Origin of the sequence: Sulfuricella denitrificans skB26 (assembly GCF_000297055.2) — a bacterium.
Lineage (GTDB): Bacteria > Pseudomonadota > Gammaproteobacteria > Burkholderiales > Sulfuricellaceae > Sulfuricella > Sulfuricella denitrificans.
The window spans coordinates 2,066,586-2,084,850 of the sequence record NC_022357.1 but is presented as its reverse complement, the minus strand read 5'-3'; the positions used below and the strand labels follow the sequence as shown (position 1 = coordinate 2,084,850).

Here is an 18,265-nt window from a genome sequence, read left to right as displayed (position 1 = left end):
GATCCTTGATCAGTGGTGTGGTTTTCCAGATTGTGCGCCGATGGGCTTGTGCCCGGTAAATATTTCCTCAGCCGGTATTGCGCAGCCCCCCGGCAATGGCATTGATAGAGCGCAGCAGGGAGCTGAGCCAGCGATCGCGCTCCACCTGTGGCAGACTTTCGTCGCGGCAGCGTTGCAACAGCAGCACCTGGATATGATTCAGCGGGTCCAGGTATGGATTGCGGCGCGCCAGCGACAAGGCCAGCTGCGGCGTTTCCTGCATCAGACTGGTGGCATCGGCGATGCTCAGCACCTCGGTGACGGTTCGGTGATACTCGTCGCTAATCGTCTGGTAGATCGCGTCAGCGGTTTCCGTATTTTCGGCCAGTTCAGCATAGCGGGCGGCGATGCCCATGTCGGCCTTGAACAGGGCCATCTGGGTGTTGCCGAGCAGAGCACGGAAAAAGGGCCATTCCCGATACATGCGCTGCAGAGTGGCCAGACGCTGCGGATCGTTGCTGCGCCAAACCTGCAGAGCGGTGCCGATGCCGAACCAGGCGGGCAGGGTGTGGCGCGATTGTGCCCAGCCGAACACCCAGGCGATAGCACGTACTGAGGCTTTGGAACGGTCGCCCTTTTTGCGATGTGAAGGGCGTGAGCCGATATTGAGCAGGCCGATTTCGGTAAGCGGCGTGACTTCGTAAAAATAGTCGATGAAGCCTGGGGTGCGGTCGGTCAGGCCACGGAAGGTAGTCTCGCCGTCTTCGGCCAGCTTGTCCATGACGCCGAGGAAGTCGGCGCGGTTTTGCTTCTGTTCGCGGATCAGGCTGGTACTGGCCTTGAGCAGGCCGGTCATGCCCATCGACAGCTCGTAGACTGCGGTTTCTGCATTACTGTACTTGAACGACAGTACCTCGCCCTGCTCGGTGAACTTGATCTGGCCGCGCACGGTGCCTTCCGGTTGCGACAGTATGGCCTCGTGGGTGGGGCCGCCACCGCGCCCGACCGTACCGCCGCGGCCATGGAACAGGCGGCATTCGATGCCACGCGCTCGCGCCAGTGCGGTGATCTGGGTCTGCGCCTCGTAAAGTGACCAGGCTGATGCGAGAATGCCGCCGTCCTTGGCGGAATCGGAATAGCCGATCATGACTTCTTGCAGGTTGCCGTAGCATCCGAGGAGTGCCGCATAGGCCGGGTTGTCAAGCAGCGCCGTCATCACCGGCTGGATGTGTTCCAGGTCGACGATGGTTTCGAACAGGGGCGAGATGCCGATATGGCAGAACCAGCCATTGTTGTTGTGGCCAGCCAGCCCCGCAAGGCTGGCGAGGAACATGACTTCCATGACGTGGCTGGCGGCATGGGTCATCGAGATAACGTAGGAGCCAAAAGCCTGTGGGCTGATTTCATGGCGCATGCGCGCCATCACTTCAAATACCTCGAAAGTTTCTCGGCTGGTCTCGCTGAGCGGTTCCCGGCTGATAGAAAAGTTCTGTGTGCGGCCGATCAGGTCACCCAGCAATTCGAGCCGCTGGACTTCGCTGAGGCTGCTGTAATCGGGCAGGCCTGGCTGCTGGGCGAGCAATTCGGCAACGGCTTCAGTGTGGCGGGTCGATTCCTGGCGGATATCGAGATGTACCAGGTAAAAGCCGAAGGTTTCCGTGTTGCGGATCAGGTCCTGTAGTTCGCCGTGGGCAGCCGTGTGGTCGCCATGGCTAATGAGAGAATCACGCATCAGGGTGAGGTCCGCCAGGAACTCCTGTTCCGACGGGTAGCTGTCGACAAACGGGGTTCCGCTACGACCCTCGATCAGCGCATCTACGGCATTCAGGTTGTGTTGCAGCCGATACCGCATCAAATAAAGCTTGCGGCGGTAAGGTTCCTGGCCGAAATGCTGGGGATAGTCGCCGAACACCGCGGCAAAGCGCTGTTCGTCTTGCGCCAGGCTGGCGGCCATCGGAGCGCTGATCGTGCACAGGCGTTTCGAATGGGTCAGTACGTGGCTGAGATTGACGACTTCGCTAAGGTAATAGCGCAACACTTCCCGCTTCTGCAGACGCAGGGCCAGTACGGTGGTGTCGGGGGTGACAAAGGGATTTCCATCGCGGTCGCCGCCGATCCAGGAGCCGAAGCGCAGGATGTTCGGCACCCGGATGCGCTGGCCTGCTGTCAGTTCCGGCCCATAGACGCGGTCGATGGCCTTTTCCAGATAGCGGTAGGTTTCGGGCACGGCCTTGAACAGGCTTTCGCGGAAGTAGAACAACCCGTTCTTGATCTCGTCACGGACCTGCGGTTTGTTGGAACGCACTTCATCGGTTTTCCACAGGATCTGGATCTGTCCCTCGAGCTGGCTGACCAGTTCAAGTCGCCGGTCCTTGCCGGTGCGCGTGTCGTCCAGTTGCTCGGTAGTGAGAAAGATTCGGCGCAGGTGTTCCATGACGGTGCGGCGCTTGGACTCTGTGGGATGGGCTGTGAACACCGGAATGTACGCGGCCTGGTCGAGCAGGGTCTGAAGTTCCGCGGCGCTGATGCCCTGAGCGCGAAATCCCCGCAACGTGGCGTCGAAGGAGCCATTCCACAGGGGGCCACCGAGACGCACCTGGGCGCGACGAGTCTGGTGCTGGAAAGATTCCTCGGCCAGGTTGACGAGGCTGAAGTATATGCTGAAGGCGCGTACTACGTGGGTGAGTGTTTCTGCATCCAGAGATTTGATGAGCTTCTCCAGTCGGCGCCGACTGGTTGGCGAATCTTCCTTGTGCAGGCGAATGTAACCTTTACGCAAGGCTTCCACTGCCTCCAGCACGCGGCCGTCCTCCAAGGGGCGCAGTACATTGCCGAGCAAATTGCCGAGCAGTTTTACGCGGGCGCGCAACTGGGTATCGCTGGGTGTTCTAAACATGCTTTAAGTTGTTCTATTTTTCATCCTGAGAGTCACTCCAGCATGACCGTTAAAGGTCATAAAAGCGGAAATAGCTCACGATTTTGGGTTAGTCGCTAAGTTCGAAATCCATGGCAGTCCGATCCGTTGCGCCATACTGTGACAGGCTGTTGGCGAATTTGAGCTGGTCCGGGTGGCTGTTGAAGCTGGCAGCCGCTTCCGGCGTGGCCAAGCGCACCAGCCAGCAGCGGCGGTATTTTTCGCCATTAGCCGAGGTCCCGGTCTGCACGAGTCGTACACCGGGAATAGCCGAGAGGGTTTCCTTGCCCTGGCGCATCATCGCGGTTGCTGCCTCTTCGGACATGCTTTCGGGCTGATTATACATCATGATCCGCTCGACTTCACGCCATGGCCGGCACTGTGCCATGACCTCCGCCGCGCGACCGCTACTGCCCCAGATGCGGATGCAGCGCTCCACTTCTTCACGGATAGCACTCCTGACGCTGTGGGTGACCATTTTGTAGCTCTTTCTGTCGGGGCCTGCGTTGGCATTGATGGAATTGGCAGCCACCTCCGACAGCGCCGTGTAGTAGTTAATCTTGGTCACGCCGTGAGCGATCAGTTTTCTGTATTGCTCGTCGGAAAGTCCAGTGCCTCCATGGATGACCAGTGGGATGCCAGCTGCCTCCTGAAGCTTGGCCAGCCGGGTGAAATCCAGTTTTGGGCTGCCTTTTTTCCGGCCATGTACCGTGCCGATCGACACCGCAAGGCAGTCGATGCCGGTGCGTTTCACCATGGCTTTGGCCTCGGCGGGCAAGGTGTAGGTCAGCCCGTCCAGATCGTTCTCCTCCTCGTCTTCTGCGTTTCCCGGCACATAACCCAGTTCTCCCTCTACGCCCACGCCGCAGGCGTGAGCCAGGGCGGCGACTTCCCGGGTAAGCTTGAGGTTTTCATCCAGAGGCAGCTGCGAGGTATCCACCATCACGCCGTTGCAGCCGGCCCGGATTCCGCGCTTGGCCGATTCGATGCTGCTGCCGTGGTCGAGATAAATCGCTACTGGCACCTTGGCGCGACGCGCTGCCGTCAGGACAGCGGGCATCAGCAGTTCGAAATCGTAATGGGTGAAATGGGATTCGATCAGGTTGATGATGACCGGTGCGCGGCAATTCTCCGCAGCCTGCATGACCCCTTCCAGAAAATCCAGGTTGACCACACCGAACGCGCCGACGGCGTAGTTGTGGCGGTAGGCGTGATTGAGCATGTCGGTCAGGTGGATAAGGGGCATGGTGTACCTTAACAGTCAGAATTTAACGGCGGCGCGTTGCAGCAGATCGGCTACCGCGCGCCATAATTCAATTCTTGGTTTGGTTAATATTCTGCAACTCGACTGCCTGCTCTTCACCAAGGTAGGGATAGCGGACATGGCCGAAGCGAATTAGCAGCACTGCCACCGTCAGCATCAGGATCGAGCCGCTCACCGCGAGCATGCGCCAGTCGTCCATGGCCTTCATGTCCAGGATCAGGTAGCGCGCCAGCGCCACCATGCCGATATACAGCGGGAAGCGCACCGGCAGTTTGCCTGTGCCGTAATACAGTCCGACCATCGCCAGTACTTCCAGGTAGAGGAAGAGCAGCAGCAAGTCAGCCAGGGTCACTTGCACCGCGTGCACCATGACCATGGTTTCGCTCGCCATGGCGAACACCGTGGCAACGGCAATTACCAGCAAGCCGAGGTGCTCGACTAGCGAGAGCAGCCACTTGTTGAATTCATGGATCGGTTTTTTCATGGTTCCTCTCCTCAAGGCGGTGCAAAGCATGGATAATTATTGCAGCTTGTCCAAAATCAAGGAGTGCGCATGCAAATCACCTGCTATCGTAACCCCGAATCAGCGCGAGAGCCCCGGTTTTTGCCTGCTGCGACCTACAACCTGGCGCATGCGCTGCTGTCCCGCAGTACCTCCGGTTGTCTGTTTGTTCCAATCCGTTCCATGCAGTATCTGGCGATTCTGGATGCGGAGGAGTTCGTATTCCTCGATGGCGAACGAAAATGCTGGATCGATATCGCCTGGCAGAATTTTCGTCCCCAGGTTCGCACCTCGCTCGACGAACCGGTTCCGTACCAGGCGGTCTATTATCAGCCCGATGCGGCCCAGCTCATGGCACGCCTGCAAGCTGAACTTCCCCGTGCCCTGACCGATCTGGCCGCGAAGGGGCGCTTAGCCGGACCGGCACGCGTAATCAAATTTCCGGCACCCGAGCGGCGATAATGCTAGGTAAAGTTTATTCGTCCTCGCCCAGCTCCGGGTCCCATCCCTCGCCACGGGCAGTCGTGATGGCCTGGGCATAAAATCGGGTGTGCCGCTCGCGCAACTCTTCCGGCAGACGGCTGGGCAGATGGGCATAGGGCTCCCAGGCGGCATAAACCTGCTCGTACAGGTTCTGCATGCGCGCCGAATCCCATCCTGCGCAGGTTTCCGTTTCGGGCAGGATGCCGAATACCCAGGCGTCGCGTACCATGCGTCCGAGGTGGGTGAGGCCGGCGTTGGCATCCTGATCGATACCGACATAAGTTTGTACTGTCATCGTGTAAGTCCTGCGTAAAGTAGTGGTAGCTTTTAGTTACGGTCGCCGCTTCGCGGCTTAACTTGCTTGAGCAAGTTAGCCTTCACTGAAAGCAGCCGCACATCAAATTAAATAGCTCGATGGAGCAATAATTACATTTACCGTGTTAATCCGGCATAGAGAAGCGGCAGCTTCTCGGGCAACCGTTCCACATGATCCACCACCATGTAGTTCTTGGCGCCAAAAATCCGGGAAACATATTGATCCGCTCTCGGATCGAGCGACATGCAGAAAGTGGTTACGCCGGAACGCGCCATTTCTTCCACCGCTTTCTTGGTATCGTAACGCAGATACTGCGGATCGCGTACATCTACGTCGGCCGGTTCGCCGTCGGTAATCACCAGCAGAAGTTTTTTGGCTGATTTCTGCAGCTTCAGATAATGCCCGGCATGGCGAATGGCCGCACCCATGCGTGTGGAAAGCTGGCCGCTCATGCCCGCCAGGCGGGATTTCGGTACTTCGTTGTAAGGCTGGTCGAAATCCTTGAAACGGGAATATTCGACGTTGTGGCGCCCGTCCGAGCAGAAGCCGTGAATCGCGAAAGGGTCGCCGATCTTGTGGATGGCGTCCGCCAGCAGCACGGTGGCCTGGCGCTGCAGGTCCAGTACGCTATAGTCCTGCCCGCTGACTTTCTCGTTGGTGGATTCAGACAGGTCCAGCAGCACCATCACCGAAATGTCGCGTATCTTGCGCACCGAACGCATCATGATGCGCGGATCGGGCTGCTGCCCCATGCGGATGTCGATCATGGCGCGGATGGCGGCGTTGACGTCCACCTCGTCGCCGTCCTCCAGCTTGCGGATACGCGTCACCCCCTGAGGTTGCAGGGCATCGAGCAGGAACTTCAGCCGGCCGATGGTACGCTTGTGCTGGGAAGTGATGTCGTTGATCAGCTGCAAATCCCCTATCTTGGAGCGCTTTTCCAGTACCGTGGCCCAGGCCGGACGTTCGAGCTGGATCTGGTAATCCCATTCCGAGTAATGATAGGGCTCGGAAATCGGCTCCTTTCCTTCCAGTTCGTTGAAGGACTTGCCCATGTCTTCGTAGGGGAAGAGCTCCGTGCCCAGCACCCAGATTTCTTCCGCGTCGTCGCCGGCGTTCTCGACGTCGATTTCATTGGCAAACTCCATCAGGCTGACGTGCTTGCGCACCTGCTTGGGGGCTTCGTAACCCGCCGACATCGCCTTTTCGAAATCGAATTCTTCGAACTCCCAGAAATAGCGGTTGTCATCGCGGTAGGGTGCGGTGAGCAGGTCGCTGCGCGGATTGAAAGCGATACGCTTAGCCATGAATTCATGTGCCAACTGCACGCCGATATCCCAGGACACCTGGTTAGTATCGAGACTCTCTGCAGCTTGCTTGAATAGCACCCGCCCCTGGGCGATCCACGGATCGTTGTCCTGATAGTTGTCATCCAGCAGCGCACGCGCCAGGCGGTTGAGATAATCCCCCACCGACTTGCCTTGCCCGGATTCTATGGTGTGCAGCTGAGCCCACAGGTGCTTGAGGCCAGGGAACTTGCGCACCGCCAGGGTTTCCACCCGGGCATCCTCGATCACGCTGATCACAGCCATCTGAAAGGGATTGAGCGACTCGGCCGAGATCGGGTCGCGAGTGTAGACAATATGGGCGGCGCTATGGGCGGCGGCGGCGCGGTACATTTCCAGGCCTGGCAGCTTGGTTTCCCCTACGCTTTGATCGTCATAGGCGTCGGGCAAGTGGATGAAATACCCCTCCACGTAGGGTCGGTAGCCTTCACGCGTTTCGAAGTCACCGGAAGTTGGCTTCATAAAGAAATCCCGTGCCCACAGGGCGCGCAGATACATGTTGATGCGGCGTTGCACGTCGATGAACAGCGTGCCCTTGCGCTCCTTCTGGAGCATGGCCAGCGATTCCTTGGATTGCAGGCTGAAATAGTTTCCCTGCTCCGGGTAGTTGGTGCGATGGGCATGCGCACCCCATAGCGCCCAACGGCGCAAGCCGCCCAAGGTGAGCTGGCTGAATAATTTTTCCAGGTTTTCCAGCATCGGGCGCACGCCACGCGGCGCCTGAGACAGCAGGGTATTGAGGAATTGCAGGTAAGCGCGGAACAGCACCTCGTCGCCGAGGCGGTTGGCCGCCGTGGGCGCAGTGCTGAGAACCAGTTCGATCACCGCACCCGAGGTTTTGGATGCCAGTTCAAGTGCAGTCTGCACCAGATCAGGTACGACATCCTCGCCGATTTCCTTGGCTACCAGCGGTGCATGATCGATCCAGGTGGCGATCAGATCGTCGCCCTTGCCCAGGGTTTTCAGTGCGGCAGCGCCTTTGAGATAATTGTCCAGGCCGCGTGCACTGAATACCTTGGTCGCTTCATGCCACGCGGAATGCAAGCTTTCCTGCAATGCCGGTGAAAGCGAGTCTAACAGTTCCTGATAGTCTTCGAGATTGATAGCCATGGTTTAGTGAGGAGTGAGGAGATAGGAGTGAGGGGAAATCCCGCTCTTACTCCTCACTCCTCACTCCTGTCTCCTCACTTAGAAAAACGTGGTGACTGCCGCGTCGAGCGCGTCGCGCATGTCGGGATCGTCGGTGATCGGGCGCACCAGGGCCACGCGACAGGCTTTGACCGGATCAACCCCGGTGGCGATCAGGCTGCCGGCGTAAATCAGCATGCGTGTCGAGATGCCTTCGTCCAGACCATGCCCCTTGAGGTTGCGGGCGCGTTCGGCGATGGAAACCAATTTGCCGGCCACTTCCGCATTGACGCCGGTTTCATGGGCGACGATCTCGGTTTCGATGGCATGATCGGGGTAATTGAAATCGAGGCCGCCGAAACGCTGCTTGGTGGATTGCTTCAAATCCTTCATCAGGCTCTGGTAGCCGGGGTTGTAGGAAATCACCAACTGGAAGTCCGGATGGGCATGGACCAGTTCGCCTTTCTTTTCCAGCGGCAGCACGCGGCGGTTGTCGGTCAGCGGGTGAATCACCACCGTGGTGTCCTGGCGCGCCTCGACCACTTCGTCCAGATAGACGATGGCGCCGAAACGCGCACCGAGGGCAAGCGGACCGTCCTGCCAGCGGGTGCCTTGGGCATCCAGCAGGAATCGGCCAACCAGGTCAGAGGCAGTCATGTCCTCGTTGCAGGCTACGGTGATCAGCGGCTTGCCCAGCTTCCAGGCCATGTGTTCGACGAAGCGGGTTTTGCCGCAACCGGTCGGGCCTTTCAGCATCATCGGCATGCGTACGCTGTAGGCGGCTTCGTACAGTTCCACCTCGTCGGAGACGGGACGGTAGTAGGGTTCTTTTTCGATCCGGTACTGCTGGATGATGTCGCTCATGGTCACGCTCCTTGATAGGGTGGGAGAGGAAACAAACCGATAAACACGGGTCGGCGTTCATGAGATTGCATCCTGATTTGGTGAAACCCCCCGCGCCTTGCGGCGGCGGGGGTCGTTACTATTTACTCAACCGCGTTGCTGCTTAAACCGTCTTGCCGCGGAAAATCACCATCGCCGCGCCCTGCGACTGGTTGAAGTTGTTGTAACCAATCAGACGCACGTGGTTGTTGGGGTTGGCCTTGTGACAGGCTTCCGCTTCAGCCAGCACCTTGGTCACATCGGTTTCGCCGAACATCGGCAGCTTCCACATATACCAGTAGGAATCCATCAGGTACTCCGGCTCGACGTGCTCGATAGCCGGGTTCCAGCCTTTGGAAACCAGGTATTCCACCTGCGTCTTGATTTCAGCCGCAGTCATGGCCGGCAAGTAGGAGAAGGTCTCGAACTTGCGGCTGGCCGGGTCGGACATACGCGATTTGTAATCCATTACTTCGCTCATGATTTGCTCCTTAATTTCGGGTGAGGGGTTAGGCGGGAGGGGTGAGGGGATGCGAGGTTTTTCGCCTCACGTCTATCCCCTCACGCCTCACCTGCTTATTTATGTGCCACGTCCAGTTTGTCGACGGTGTCGAACTCGAACTTGATCTCTTTCCATGTTTCCATGGCGATTTTCAGTTCAGGGCTGCTGGCGGCTGCCTTGGTCAGGATATCTTTGCCTTCTTTTTCGATATTCCGGCCTTCGTTACGCGCTGCCACGCTGGCTTCCAGTGCGACACGGTTGGCTGCTGCGCCGGCTGCGTTACCCCAGGGGTGACCCAGCGTGCCGCCGCCGAACTGCAACACCGAGTCGTCACCGAAGATGTTGACCAGTGCAGGCATGTGCCAGACGTGGATACCGCCGGAAGCAACCGGGATCACGCCGGGCATGGAGCCCCAGTCCTGATCGAAGAACAGGCCACGGCTGCGATCTTCCTTGATGAATTCATCACGCATGGTGTCGATCCAGCCCAAGGTAGCCTCGCGGTCGCCTTCCAGCTTGCCCACCACGGTACCGGAGTGCAGGTGGTCGCCACCGGACAGGCGCAGTACTTTGGTCAAGACGCGGAAGTGAATACCGTGGTGCGGGTTGCGATCCAGCACGGCGTGCATGGCGCGGTGGATGTGCAACAGCATGCCGTTCTTGCGGCACCAGTTAGCCAGACCCGTGTTGGCTGTCAAACCGCCGGTGAGGTAATCGTGCATGATGATCGGTGCGCCGATTTCCTTGGCAAACTCGGCACGCTCGTACATCATTTCTGGTGTTGGAGCGGTGACGTTCAGGTAGTGGCCCTTGCGCTCGCCGGTTTCGCGCTGAGCTTTCATGGTGGCTTCGTGTACGAATTCGAAACGGTCGCGCCAACGCATGAACGGCTGGCTGTTGACGTTCTCGTCATCCTTGGTGAAGTCCAGACCGCCGCGCAGGCACTCGTATACAGCACGGCCGTAGTTCTTGGCGGACAGACCCAGCTTGGGCTTGATGGTGCAGCCCAGCATCGGACGGCCATACTTGTTCATCTTGTCGCGCTCAACCTGGATACCTTGGGGAGGGCCGCCGCAAGTCTTGACGTAGGCGATCGGGAAGCGGATGTCTTCCAGACGCAATGCGCGCAGTGCCTTGAAGCCGAACACGTTGCCCACCAGCGAAGTCAGAACGTTGACGACGGATCCTTCTTCGAACAGGTCGATCGGGTATGCCACGAAGGCGTAGAAGCAGGTATCATCGCCAGGTACGTCCTCGATGCGATAGGCGCGGCCCTTGTAGTAATCCAGGTCGGTCAGCAGATCGGTCCACACCGTGGTCCAGGTGCCGGTTGAAGATTCGGCAGCAACGGCTGCGGCAACTTCTTCGCGGGGTACGCCAGCCTGTGGCGTGATTTTGAAACAGGCAAGGATATCGGTGTCCAGCGGGGTGTATTCCGGTGTCCAGTAAGTTTGCCGGTATTCTTTGACACCGGCGTTGTAGGTCTTGACTGCCATTGCAAGCTCCTTGATTTCAGGTTAAAACGGTTACTTTCCGGTATGGAAAGCTTGTGGCTCGTTTGAGCGTGGTATCACTATAATCAAGTAAAATCATAAATAATAATTGTGATTTCTTATATAAACGATAGATAATTATCTATGTTAATGCCGAGCGATAAATTGCAATGAAACATGCGACCCTGCATCAACTCAGGGTTTTCGAAGCGGTTGCGCGCAACCTGAGTTTTACTCGCGCCGCCGAGGAACTGCACCTGACTCAGCCGACCGTGTCGATACAGATCAGGCAGTTGACCGATATCGTCGGCCTGCCCATGCTGGAGCAGGTCGGAAAGCGCATCCATCTGACCGAGGTGGGGCGCGAGTTGCTTGCCGTGTGCCATGAGATTTTCGACGGGCTGTCGCGCTTCGAGATGCTGGTTTCCGATATGAAAGGGGTGAAGGCCGGCAAACTGCGGTTGGCAGTGATCACCACCGCCAAATATTTTGTGCCGCGTTTGCTCGGTCCATTCTGCGATCTTTATCCCGGCATCGATGTATCGCTCAAGGTGACCAACCGGGAGCGGATATTGCAGCGCCTGATGGACAACGAGGACGATCTCTACATCCTCGGTCAGCCGCCCGAACACATGGATATGCAGGTCGAGCCTTTCCTGGAAAACCCGCTGGTGGTGCTGGCACATGGTGGCCATCCACTGGCCAGGGAAAAGAATATTTCTATCAAGCGCTTGGCCGAAGAACCTTTCCTGATGCGCGAGGCTGGCTCGGGAACGCGTCTGGCCACCGAGCGCTTCTTCGCCGAGCAGGGGCTCAGCCTCAAGGTCCGGATGGAATTGGGCAGCAACGAGGCCATCAAGCAGGCGGTTGCCGGCGGCTTGGGCGTGGCTGTGCTGTCCGCCCATACCCTGGCCCTGGAGAAAAGCTCGGACGAACTGGTGGTGCTGGATGTCGAGGGTTTTCCCATCCGACGCCAGTGGTATGCGGTGTATGCACGCGATAAGCAGTTGACGGTGGTGGCACGGGCTTTCCTTGATTTTTTGCTACATGAAAGCCAGAAAATCTCACTCAGTTACATGAAGTGCATTCCCGGATTTCAGGCCCTTGCCTGTGACGATAAGTGCAAAAAAAAATGTGCCAAGAGGGATCGCGCTAATTCTGGCTGAATTATCCGCTCCTGATGTCGAGATCGACGTAGACCGTGAGCGCGCCAAGCTCAGTTCGCCAAGGTAGTACGCAGCGAATTCCCCTGGCTGGCGGGTCAGATTTTCGAGTGTATTGCCGTGCTGAACAGGGGATGCAGGGCACGAAGTAGGTTACTTGAGAGTCTTGGCTAGCCCTAAAATATTTCTCAAAAAATGGCGTAGAATGCATCGGTTGCCCTGCTAAAATGCGAACTATCCGAACATCTTCATACATACAACTCATCTATAATCTTCGCGTAGATAAAATGCTCTATGTTCATTAAGCCCGGCCGGGTAAAGTTTGAGGCAGCTCAGTCCGACGAAGAGCTGGATTTGTACCGGGGCTACCTCGAGACACTGGGTATGGTCGCCGGATTGCTGCTGGAAGAAGCAAGCGAGCAGAATCTGACGGAAGTCATGCGCTTGCTGGCCGAGACCACCGGCGTGAGCTGTTGCTCCCTTTTTCTTAATAAACTCGATGACAGTGGTGAGGCCTGTGCAAATCTCCATTGCACTTCGTCTACCTCCACCGGGGTCAGGCTCTTGTCGGATTCCCCCAAATTCCACGAGTTTCAGTACCAGAACTATCCTTTGCTTTCCGATACCCTGCATGTGGGTATGGTGCTTTCAAAACAAATTTCCGAACTTCCTCAGGCCGAAGCCACCCTTTTTGCCGGTCAACAGATACACACGGTGCTTTGCATCCCTCTCCTGGTTAGCGGTGAAATGGAAGGATTTGTCGGCCTGTTCAGCCGCGACACAACGCGCAACTGGCTGCCGCTGGAGATCAAGGTGCTATGCACGATTGCCAACAGCCTGGCGCTGGCTCTGGTGCGAAAACGCGTCGAGCAAAGCCTGGCAGTGGTTGCCACCCGTCTCAGGGCGCTGGTGGGCGCTACCGAAGACCTGGTCATTGAATACGACCTGATGGGCCAAATTCTGAATATCTGGACTGACAATCAGACCTTTTCCCTCGGGCTCAATGACAGTCTTGCAGGGAAGACTCTGCAGCAGTCCCTGCCTGACGACATGGCTCAGGCCATATTGCTGGCGACGCCCCGAGTGCTTGCCAGTGGCAACCGGGAAATTTTCGAATTTACCCTGAGTGTCGATGAAGAAGACAGGTTCTTCATGGGAAGGCTGCAAATGCTGCCATCCGAAACCGGGAAGGCCAAGAATCTGGTAGCACTAATACGCGATGCGACCGAACTGATTCAGGAAGAAGCACGGCGCCAGTCCATGCTTGAAACGATGAATCTGCTCGAGGAAGCGATTGTCGATCTGTCCCCCGAGGGCTGGCTGCTCAACTTCAGTTCGGCCTGGAGCAAGCTGTGCGACATACCAGTAGAAAATGGGAATAAGTGCCTCGGTACCCCCTTGTCAGAATACATTTATCCGGATGATCGCGCATCGCTGGGCGAGCTTATCGAGCAACTGGCTTCCGCACAAAAACATTCCGATGTCATCCGTTTTCGCCTGCTGCCCATTCAGGAAGACCCGATTTGGGTGGAGGCTCGGCTGTTGGCTCACTGCTCCCGCCAAGGGAATGTCATTGCCTTGCGTGGGGTGCTGCGCGACATTACTTCGAGCCACCTGCAGGAGCAGCGTATTACCCAGCTTGCCCTGCACGATGCGCTAACCCAGTTACCCAATCGCATTTTGCTTGAAGATCACCTGCATCAGGCCATTGCACGTGCCGAGAGAAACAAGACCAAGGTCGCGCTGGGTTTTATCGATCTTGACCACTTCAAGCATATCAACGACACGCTGGGGCATAACGCCGGAGATGCGGTACTGGTTACTTTAAGTAAGCGCCTGCAATCCGTTCTGCGGGGAATCGATACATTGTCGCGTTGGGGTGGGGATGAATTTGTCGTGCTGTTGCCGGATGTCAACAATGAAGAAGACTTCCGCAGTGTCGCCGAGCGTCTGCGTGACGTGGCCCGGGATAGCATCGACCTGGATGGCGTGGAAACCAAGATAACGCTCAGCATCGGCTTTGCTGTTTATCCGGATGATGCAGATGGCCCGGAAACGCTGATGAGTGTGGCGGACCATACCATGTTTCATGCCAAGAGCGTTGGACGCAACAATGTGCAGTTTTTCCAGGACATCCACGACAAGACTCTGGATCGGGAACATGTCCAACTACAGACTCGCCTCAGTCGCGCCATCCAGGATGGTGCACTGCAGGTGTTTTATCAACCGGTGGTGGATGCCGAAACGCAACGGATCGTGACGTTCGAGGCATTGGCTCGCTGGCATGACGATCAGAATGGCTGGGTCGGGCCGGATGTCTTTATCCCCCTGGCGGAACATCTGGGCATTATTCAGGAACTGGGAGAACAGATATTCGACCATAGCCTGCAACGGCTAAAAACCTGGCGGGAGGTGAACAAGCTCGTTCAGGTCTCGGTCAATGTCTCGCGACTCCAATTATTTGCGCCCGCATTTGTGCAGAACCTGTTGAAAAAAGTCGATGATCATGGGCTTAAGCCGCAGGATGTTGTACTGGAAATTACCGAAAGCGTGGCGCTTCTGGATCTTAACTACGAATCGAAGCGCCTGCACGAGCTTCATGCTGCAGGGTTCCCCATCGCCATCGACGATTTCGGTACCGGCTATTCCGCACTGTCTCAATTGCACAAAATGCCCGTGGATATTCTGAAAATCGATACTTCATTCACATCCCGCATGGATACAGAAGATGGCCGCCGCATCGTTCAAGCCATTGTGCAAATGGCTGATGCGCTCAACCTGAAGATGGTGGTGGAAGGCGTCGAAAAACTTGAAACCGTGCATTACCTTCGAGGCCTGGGCGTAAGTCAGATGCAGGGCCATTATTTCAGCGCGGCAGTACCGGCCGGAATGTGCGACAGTCTGCTCCAGAACAATCAGGTCTTGTTTAAGTAATCCTGGGTCTGTCAGTTGGGCGAGGAGTCGTGTGCGTTCATCGCGGTGCAAAGTAAGCGTTCAGGGAGAATAAAAATGAATACCTACAACAAACCGATCCAGGAGCGCATCGAATGGCTGCTCGGTCATGCGGGCAAATACTCGGCTGCGTTCTGCAGCCCTGAAGAATATCTCGCCCGTGAGCGCTACCTGGCTGAGCACCCGACGGACATCGTGGTACTCAAGTGCATGGACGGGCGCATCAACATTCCCGTCGCCACCCATACGCCGCCCGGCATCATTATGCCGATCCGTAACCTCGGCGGCATGTTCAACCTGGGCTGGCCGCATCTCGGCGAGGTGCTGGCCAACCACGTGCAGGACATCGTAACGACCGGACGCCGGGTGCTGATGCTGATTACCTACCACTTTTCCAAGGGTGACCCGCACCGCGGCTGCGCCGGCTTCTGCTACGATACCGAGGCAGCGATAGCCCACACCTACGGGATCAAGGCACAGGTCGAGCATGTCTTCGGTACCGGCCATAGCACCGTCTATCCGATCGTGTGCGGATTCGAGACCGACGAGGACGCCATCGTTCTGCACGGCAACAACGGCGAGACCCTGGAGGTGGCGAAGCTGACCGAAAAAGACGAAAACACCCTGGGACGGCGTCTCGAAGCCCTGTTCCCGGACATGCCGGAGCGGGTGAGCCGCGATCTTCTGCCGCTACTGGTCGGCAACATTCGGCATGTCATAGAAACCCGGAATATTCAGCGCACCCTGGATATCGAGCACCGCGAATGGATGATCTGCCTGGGACGCGGCTTCGATTTCCTGCATATGCCCAACCTCGCCCTGATTATTGGCCCTTACAGCCCGGACCTGGCCGACCCGATTCGCAAGGCGGCGGGCATCATCCAGAGCAACATGTCGGCCGGTCGTATTCCGGACGACGGCTTCCTGCTGCTGGCTTCGGTGCCTTACAAGGAGATCGGTGTGGATCGCGCGCGCGCCGAACTCAAGTCGCGGTTTCTGTCACAGTTTGCTGCCGAAGTGATACGCAGGGAATTCCCGGATCTCGCCGGCCGGATGTACGAACGCACTGCGGTGCTCGACTGGCGTTCGCGCGAGCTGGAACTGATTTGTAAGGATTGAGCAGGCCGGACTTACCTGGAGAGACAACGGCTATTTTGCGTCGTTTCCGCTTTTGGTGCCGCCAGTCACTGCGGTGAGGATGCCCTGCAATAGGGCAATTGGTGTGGGTGGGCAGCCAGGCACCGCGATGTCCACCGGGATCACATTAGAGATTCTTCCGCAGCTGGCGTAGCTCTCGCCGAAGAGACCGCCATCGCAGCCGCAGTCGCCAACTGCGACCACCAGCTTGGGTTCGGGGGTGGCATCGTAGGTGCGCTTGAGCGCAATTTCCATGTGGCGTGCAACTGGCCCGGTCACTAGCAGCATGTCGGCATGCCGTGGGCTGGCGACGAAATGGATACCCAGTCCTTCGATGTTGTAGTAGGCGTTGTTGAGGGCGTGGATTTCCAGCTCGCAGCCGTTGCAGGAGCCGGCGTCGACGTGGCGGATGGCCAAGGCACTGCCAAGCTGCCGCAGGATTTTTTCCTGCAGGTTCTGGATTTCCACGCGCAGTGTATCGTCCGGCTGCGGAGGCGCTTCGGTCTTGATGCCTGTGCTCAATATTTGTTTGATGATCTGGTACATGGTTTCCAGCTTTCAATAAGCAGCTATCAACTATCAGCTGTCAGTATGGTTTTGTGCGCGGCTTGCCGCGCGGGGTTTAGCTGAAGGCTCAGAGCAGACAGCTAATACTCATAAATCAACCCCGGTGTAGCTCAGATTGAACGATTTGTTGATGAGCGGGAAATCCGGCACGATGTTGCCGATAATCGCGTGCTCCAGTACCGGCCAGTTTTGCCATGACGGGTCGTGCGGGTGCAGGCGATGGATCGCGTTGTTCTTGCCGGTATGCAGCGCAATCAGAATCTCGCCGCGCCAGCCTTCCACCCAGCCCAGCCCCAGCGCATTTTCCGGTGCATCGCCGACGGTTGTGTGAAGCTCTCCTGCCGGTAGCTGATCCAGGATCAGGCGAATTAACCGTATTGATTCCAGCACTTCTTCGAAACGTACCGTGACCCGGGCTGCAACATCGCCATTGCGATGGGTAGCCATGCGCACGTCGAGGCTATCATAGGGCGCGCAGGGGAATTGGGCGCGCAGATCCCAGGCTTGGCCGCTGGCCCGTCCAGGCAAACCGGTCAGTCCCAGTTGCGCAGCCAAGTCAGGCGAGACCCGGCCAGTGGTGAGGAAGCGATCCTGGGCTCCGGCGTGTTCATCGTAAATGCCTTTCAGGATATTGATCTCATGTTCGAGATGCCGGAACACACGAGAGATACGTTCGCAACCCTTGTCGTCAAGGTCGCAGGCGACGCCGCCGGGTACGATTTTGTCCATCAGGTAGCGGTGGCCGAACAGTTCACCATTCAAGCGCAGCACATCCTCCTTGAGTATCCAGAACTGGGCGAAGCCGAATGCCAGTGCCACATCGTTACCAAGGTAGCCAAGGTCGCCAAGGTGGTTGTGGATGCGCTCCAGCTCGAGTAGCACAGCGCGTAGCACCAAGGCACGGGGTGATGGCGTGGTGCCGGTGACACTTTCCACTGCCTGGGCGTAGGCCCAGGCATAGGCCACGGTGCTGTCGCCGCTGACGCGTCCGGCGAGCTTCGCGCCCTGTTCCAGGTTCATGCGCTCGAAAATCTTTTCGATGCCCTTGTGCTTGTATCCAAGACGCTCTTCCAGCCGTAGCACACGCTCGCCGATGATGGAGAAACGGAAGTGGCCCGGCTCGATGGTGCCGGCATGTACCGGGCCGACCGGGATTTCATGGACGCCATCGCCGGTAACCGTTACGAACTGGTAGCCATCTATTTCCGTGGGGAATACCGTGTTCCCATCAAAATTCTTGCGTAGCGGGTGCACTGTATTTGGCCAGGATTTGTGGCGCAGCCATTTGCGGCGGTCGTTGCTGCCGCTGGCATGAAGACCAAGCATGTCGGCGGCGGCACGCTGCATGCGGTTGGCGCAAGGGAACAGGTCGCTGATCCTGGGGTACGAAGGGCGCTCGGCAGAAAGCGGCAGGGTCAGGCAGAGCATTCCCAGGGCGGTGACCAGCGAGACATGCAAGGCGTAACCGGCATCTTGCGCCAGTTCGTCGCTGCCCCACAGCGCGATCAGTTTGCCGCCGCCGCGCGCGACCTGCTCGCACAGGTTACGGAATTCTTCAGCATCAACCGTGCCGTGCCAGATCGGCATGGCGCCGGGTAGCTTGGGAAACTTTGTTGGAAATTCGTCCAGTCTCATGA

The 18,265-nt window shown here is 57.6% G+C and carries 14 protein-coding genes; 4 read left to right on the top strand and 10 right to left on the bottom strand.

The features are described from left to right. Window positions 1–67: 67 nt before the first annotated feature. The 3 genes from ppc to SCD_RS10075 form a co-directional block, all read right to left on the bottom strand. On the bottom strand, window positions 68–2,875 hold the full coding sequence (gene ppc / locus SCD_RS10085; RefSeq protein ID WP_009205045.1) for a phosphoenolpyruvate carboxylase: 2,808 nt from the start codon (window positions 2,873–2,875) through the stop codon (window positions 68–70). A gap of 88 nt (window positions 2,876–2,963) precedes the next feature. Beyond that, window positions 2,964–4,139 (bottom strand): ketose-bisphosphate aldolase, encoded by a 1,176-nt coding sequence (locus SCD_RS10080; protein ID WP_009205044.1) that lies wholly within the window; start codon window positions 4,137–4,139, stop codon window positions 2,964–2,966. Between the two features lie 67 nt (window positions 4,140–4,206). After that, window positions 4,207–4,641, bottom strand: coding sequence for a phosphate-starvation-inducible protein PsiE (locus SCD_RS10075; RefSeq protein ID WP_009205043.1), 435 nt, complete (start codon window positions 4,639–4,641; stop codon window positions 4,207–4,209). 69 nt (window positions 4,642–4,710) lie between these two features. On the opposite strand from SCD_RS10075, the gene SCD_RS10070 reads away from it, so the two are divergent. Beyond that, window positions 4,711–5,121 carry a hypothetical protein gene (locus tag SCD_RS10070; RefSeq protein ID WP_009205042.1) on the top strand — a complete coding sequence of 137 codons (411 nt, stop codon included), beginning with the start codon at window positions 4,711–4,713 and terminating at the stop codon, window positions 5,119–5,121. Between the two features lie 13 nt (window positions 5,122–5,134). Here the strand turns inward: SCD_RS10070 and SCD_RS10065 are convergent, their stop codons facing one another. The 5 genes from SCD_RS10065 to SCD_RS10045 form a co-directional block, all read right to left on the bottom strand. Further along, window positions 5,135–5,437: a hypothetical protein gene (locus SCD_RS10065; RefSeq protein WP_009205041.1), complete on the bottom strand. Its 303-nt coding sequence runs from the start codon at window positions 5,435–5,437 to the stop codon at window positions 5,135–5,137. Between the two features lie 137 nt (window positions 5,438–5,574). Next, the gene (locus SCD_RS10060; protein ID WP_009205040.1) at window positions 5,575–7,914 is read right to left on the bottom strand and encodes a nitric oxide reductase activation protein NorD; all 2,340 of its coding nucleotides are present in this window, start codon (window positions 7,912–7,914) and stop codon (window positions 5,575–5,577) included. 78 nt (window positions 7,915–7,992) lie between these two features. Continuing rightward, entirely contained in the window at window positions 7,993–8,796 is an 804-nt protein-coding gene (locus tag SCD_RS10055; RefSeq protein ID WP_009205039.1) for a CbbQ/NirQ/NorQ/GpvN family protein, read from the bottom strand. Window positions 8,797–8,938: 142 nt separating this feature from the next. Next, window positions 8,939–9,295, bottom strand: coding sequence for a ribulose bisphosphate carboxylase small subunit (locus tag SCD_RS10050; RefSeq protein WP_009205038.1), 357 nt, complete (start codon window positions 9,293–9,295; stop codon window positions 8,939–8,941). 95 nt (window positions 9,296–9,390) lie between these two features. Continuing rightward, the gene (locus tag SCD_RS10045; protein WP_009205037.1) at window positions 9,391–10,812 is read right to left on the bottom strand and encodes a form I ribulose bisphosphate carboxylase large subunit; all 1,422 of its coding nucleotides are present in this window, start codon (window positions 10,810–10,812) and stop codon (window positions 9,391–9,393) included. 167 nt (window positions 10,813–10,979) lie between these two features. Between SCD_RS10045 and SCD_RS10040 the strand changes: the two genes are divergently transcribed. The 3 genes from SCD_RS10040 to SCD_RS10030 all read left to right on the top strand — a co-directional run bounded on the left by SCD_RS10040 (window position 10,980) and on the right by SCD_RS10030 (window position 16,043). Next, complete coding sequence (locus tag SCD_RS10040; protein ID WP_009205036.1) at window positions 10,980–11,975, top strand: LysR family transcriptional regulator; 996 nt, start codon at window positions 10,980–10,982, stop codon at window positions 11,973–11,975. Window positions 11,976–12,266: 291 nt separating this feature from the next. Continuing rightward, on the top strand, window positions 12,267–14,906 hold the full coding sequence (locus tag SCD_RS15750; RefSeq protein WP_009205035.1) for a sensor domain-containing phosphodiesterase: 2,640 nt from the start codon (window positions 12,267–12,269) through the stop codon (window positions 14,904–14,906). Window positions 14,907–14,981: 75 nt separating this feature from the next. After that, entirely contained in the window at window positions 14,982–16,043 is a 1,062-nt protein-coding gene (locus SCD_RS10030) for a carboxysome shell carbonic anhydrase domain-containg protein (RefSeq protein ID WP_009205034.1), read from the top strand. Window positions 16,044–16,073: 30 nt separating this feature from the next. On the opposite strand, the gene SCD_RS10025 is transcribed toward SCD_RS10030, so the two are convergent. Both SCD_RS10025 and SCD_RS10020 read right to left on the bottom strand, forming a co-directional pair. Next, complete coding sequence (locus tag SCD_RS10025; RefSeq protein ID WP_009205033.1) at window positions 16,074–16,607, bottom strand: NADH-quinone oxidoreductase subunit B family protein; 534 nt, start codon at window positions 16,605–16,607, stop codon at window positions 16,074–16,076. 108 nt (window positions 16,608–16,715) lie between these two features. Next, window positions 16,716–18,263, bottom strand: a complete 1,548-nt coding sequence (locus SCD_RS10020; protein WP_009205032.1) for a hydrogenase large subunit — start codon at window positions 18,261–18,263, stop codon at window positions 16,716–16,718. Window positions 18,264–18,265 lie beyond the last annotated feature (2 nt).

Excerpts from the sequence above, each read along its gene's own strand:
- ppc (WP_009205045.1), bottom strand. The coding sequence starts at position 2,875 with ATGTTTAGAACACCCAGCGATACCCAGTTGCGCGCCCGCGTAAAACTG.
- SCD_RS10080 (WP_009205044.1), bottom strand. The coding sequence starts at position 4,139 with ATGCCCCTTATCCACCTGACCGACATGCTCAATCACGCCTACCGCCAC.
- SCD_RS10075 (WP_009205043.1), bottom strand. The coding sequence starts at position 4,641 with ATGAAAAAACCGATCCATGAATTCAACAAGTGGCTGCTCTCGCTAGTC.
- SCD_RS10070 (WP_009205042.1), top strand. The coding sequence starts at position 4,711 with ATGCAAATCACCTGCTATCGTAACCCCGAATCAGCGCGAGAGCCCCGG.
- SCD_RS10065 (WP_009205041.1), bottom strand. The coding sequence starts at position 5,437 with ATGACAGTACAAACTTATGTCGGTATCGATCAGGATGCCAACGCCGGC.
- SCD_RS10060 (WP_009205040.1), bottom strand. The coding sequence starts at position 7,914 with ATGGCTATCAATCTCGAAGACTATCAGGAACTGTTAGACTCGCTTTCA.
- SCD_RS10055 (WP_009205039.1), bottom strand. The coding sequence starts at position 8,796 with ATGAGCGACATCATCCAGCAGTACCGGATCGAAAAAGAACCCTACTAC.
- SCD_RS10050 (WP_009205038.1), bottom strand. The coding sequence starts at position 9,295 with ATGAGCGAAGTAATGGATTACAAATCGCGTATGTCCGACCCGGCCAGC.
- SCD_RS10045 (WP_009205037.1), bottom strand. The coding sequence starts at position 10,812 with ATGGCAGTCAAGACCTACAACGCCGGTGTCAAAGAATACCGGCAAACT.
- SCD_RS10040 (WP_009205036.1), top strand. The coding sequence starts at position 10,980 with ATGAAACATGCGACCCTGCATCAACTCAGGGTTTTCGAAGCGGTTGCG.
- SCD_RS15750 (WP_009205035.1), top strand. The coding sequence starts at position 12,267 with ATGTTCATTAAGCCCGGCCGGGTAAAGTTTGAGGCAGCTCAGTCCGAC.
- SCD_RS10030 (WP_009205034.1), top strand. The coding sequence starts at position 14,982 with ATGAATACCTACAACAAACCGATCCAGGAGCGCATCGAATGGCTGCTC.
- SCD_RS10025 (WP_009205033.1), bottom strand. The coding sequence starts at position 16,607 with ATGTACCAGATCATCAAACAAATATTGAGCACAGGCATCAAGACCGAA.
- SCD_RS10020 (WP_009205032.1), bottom strand. The coding sequence starts at position 18,263 with ATGAGACTGGACGAATTTCCAACAAAGTTTCCCAAGCTACCCGGCGCC.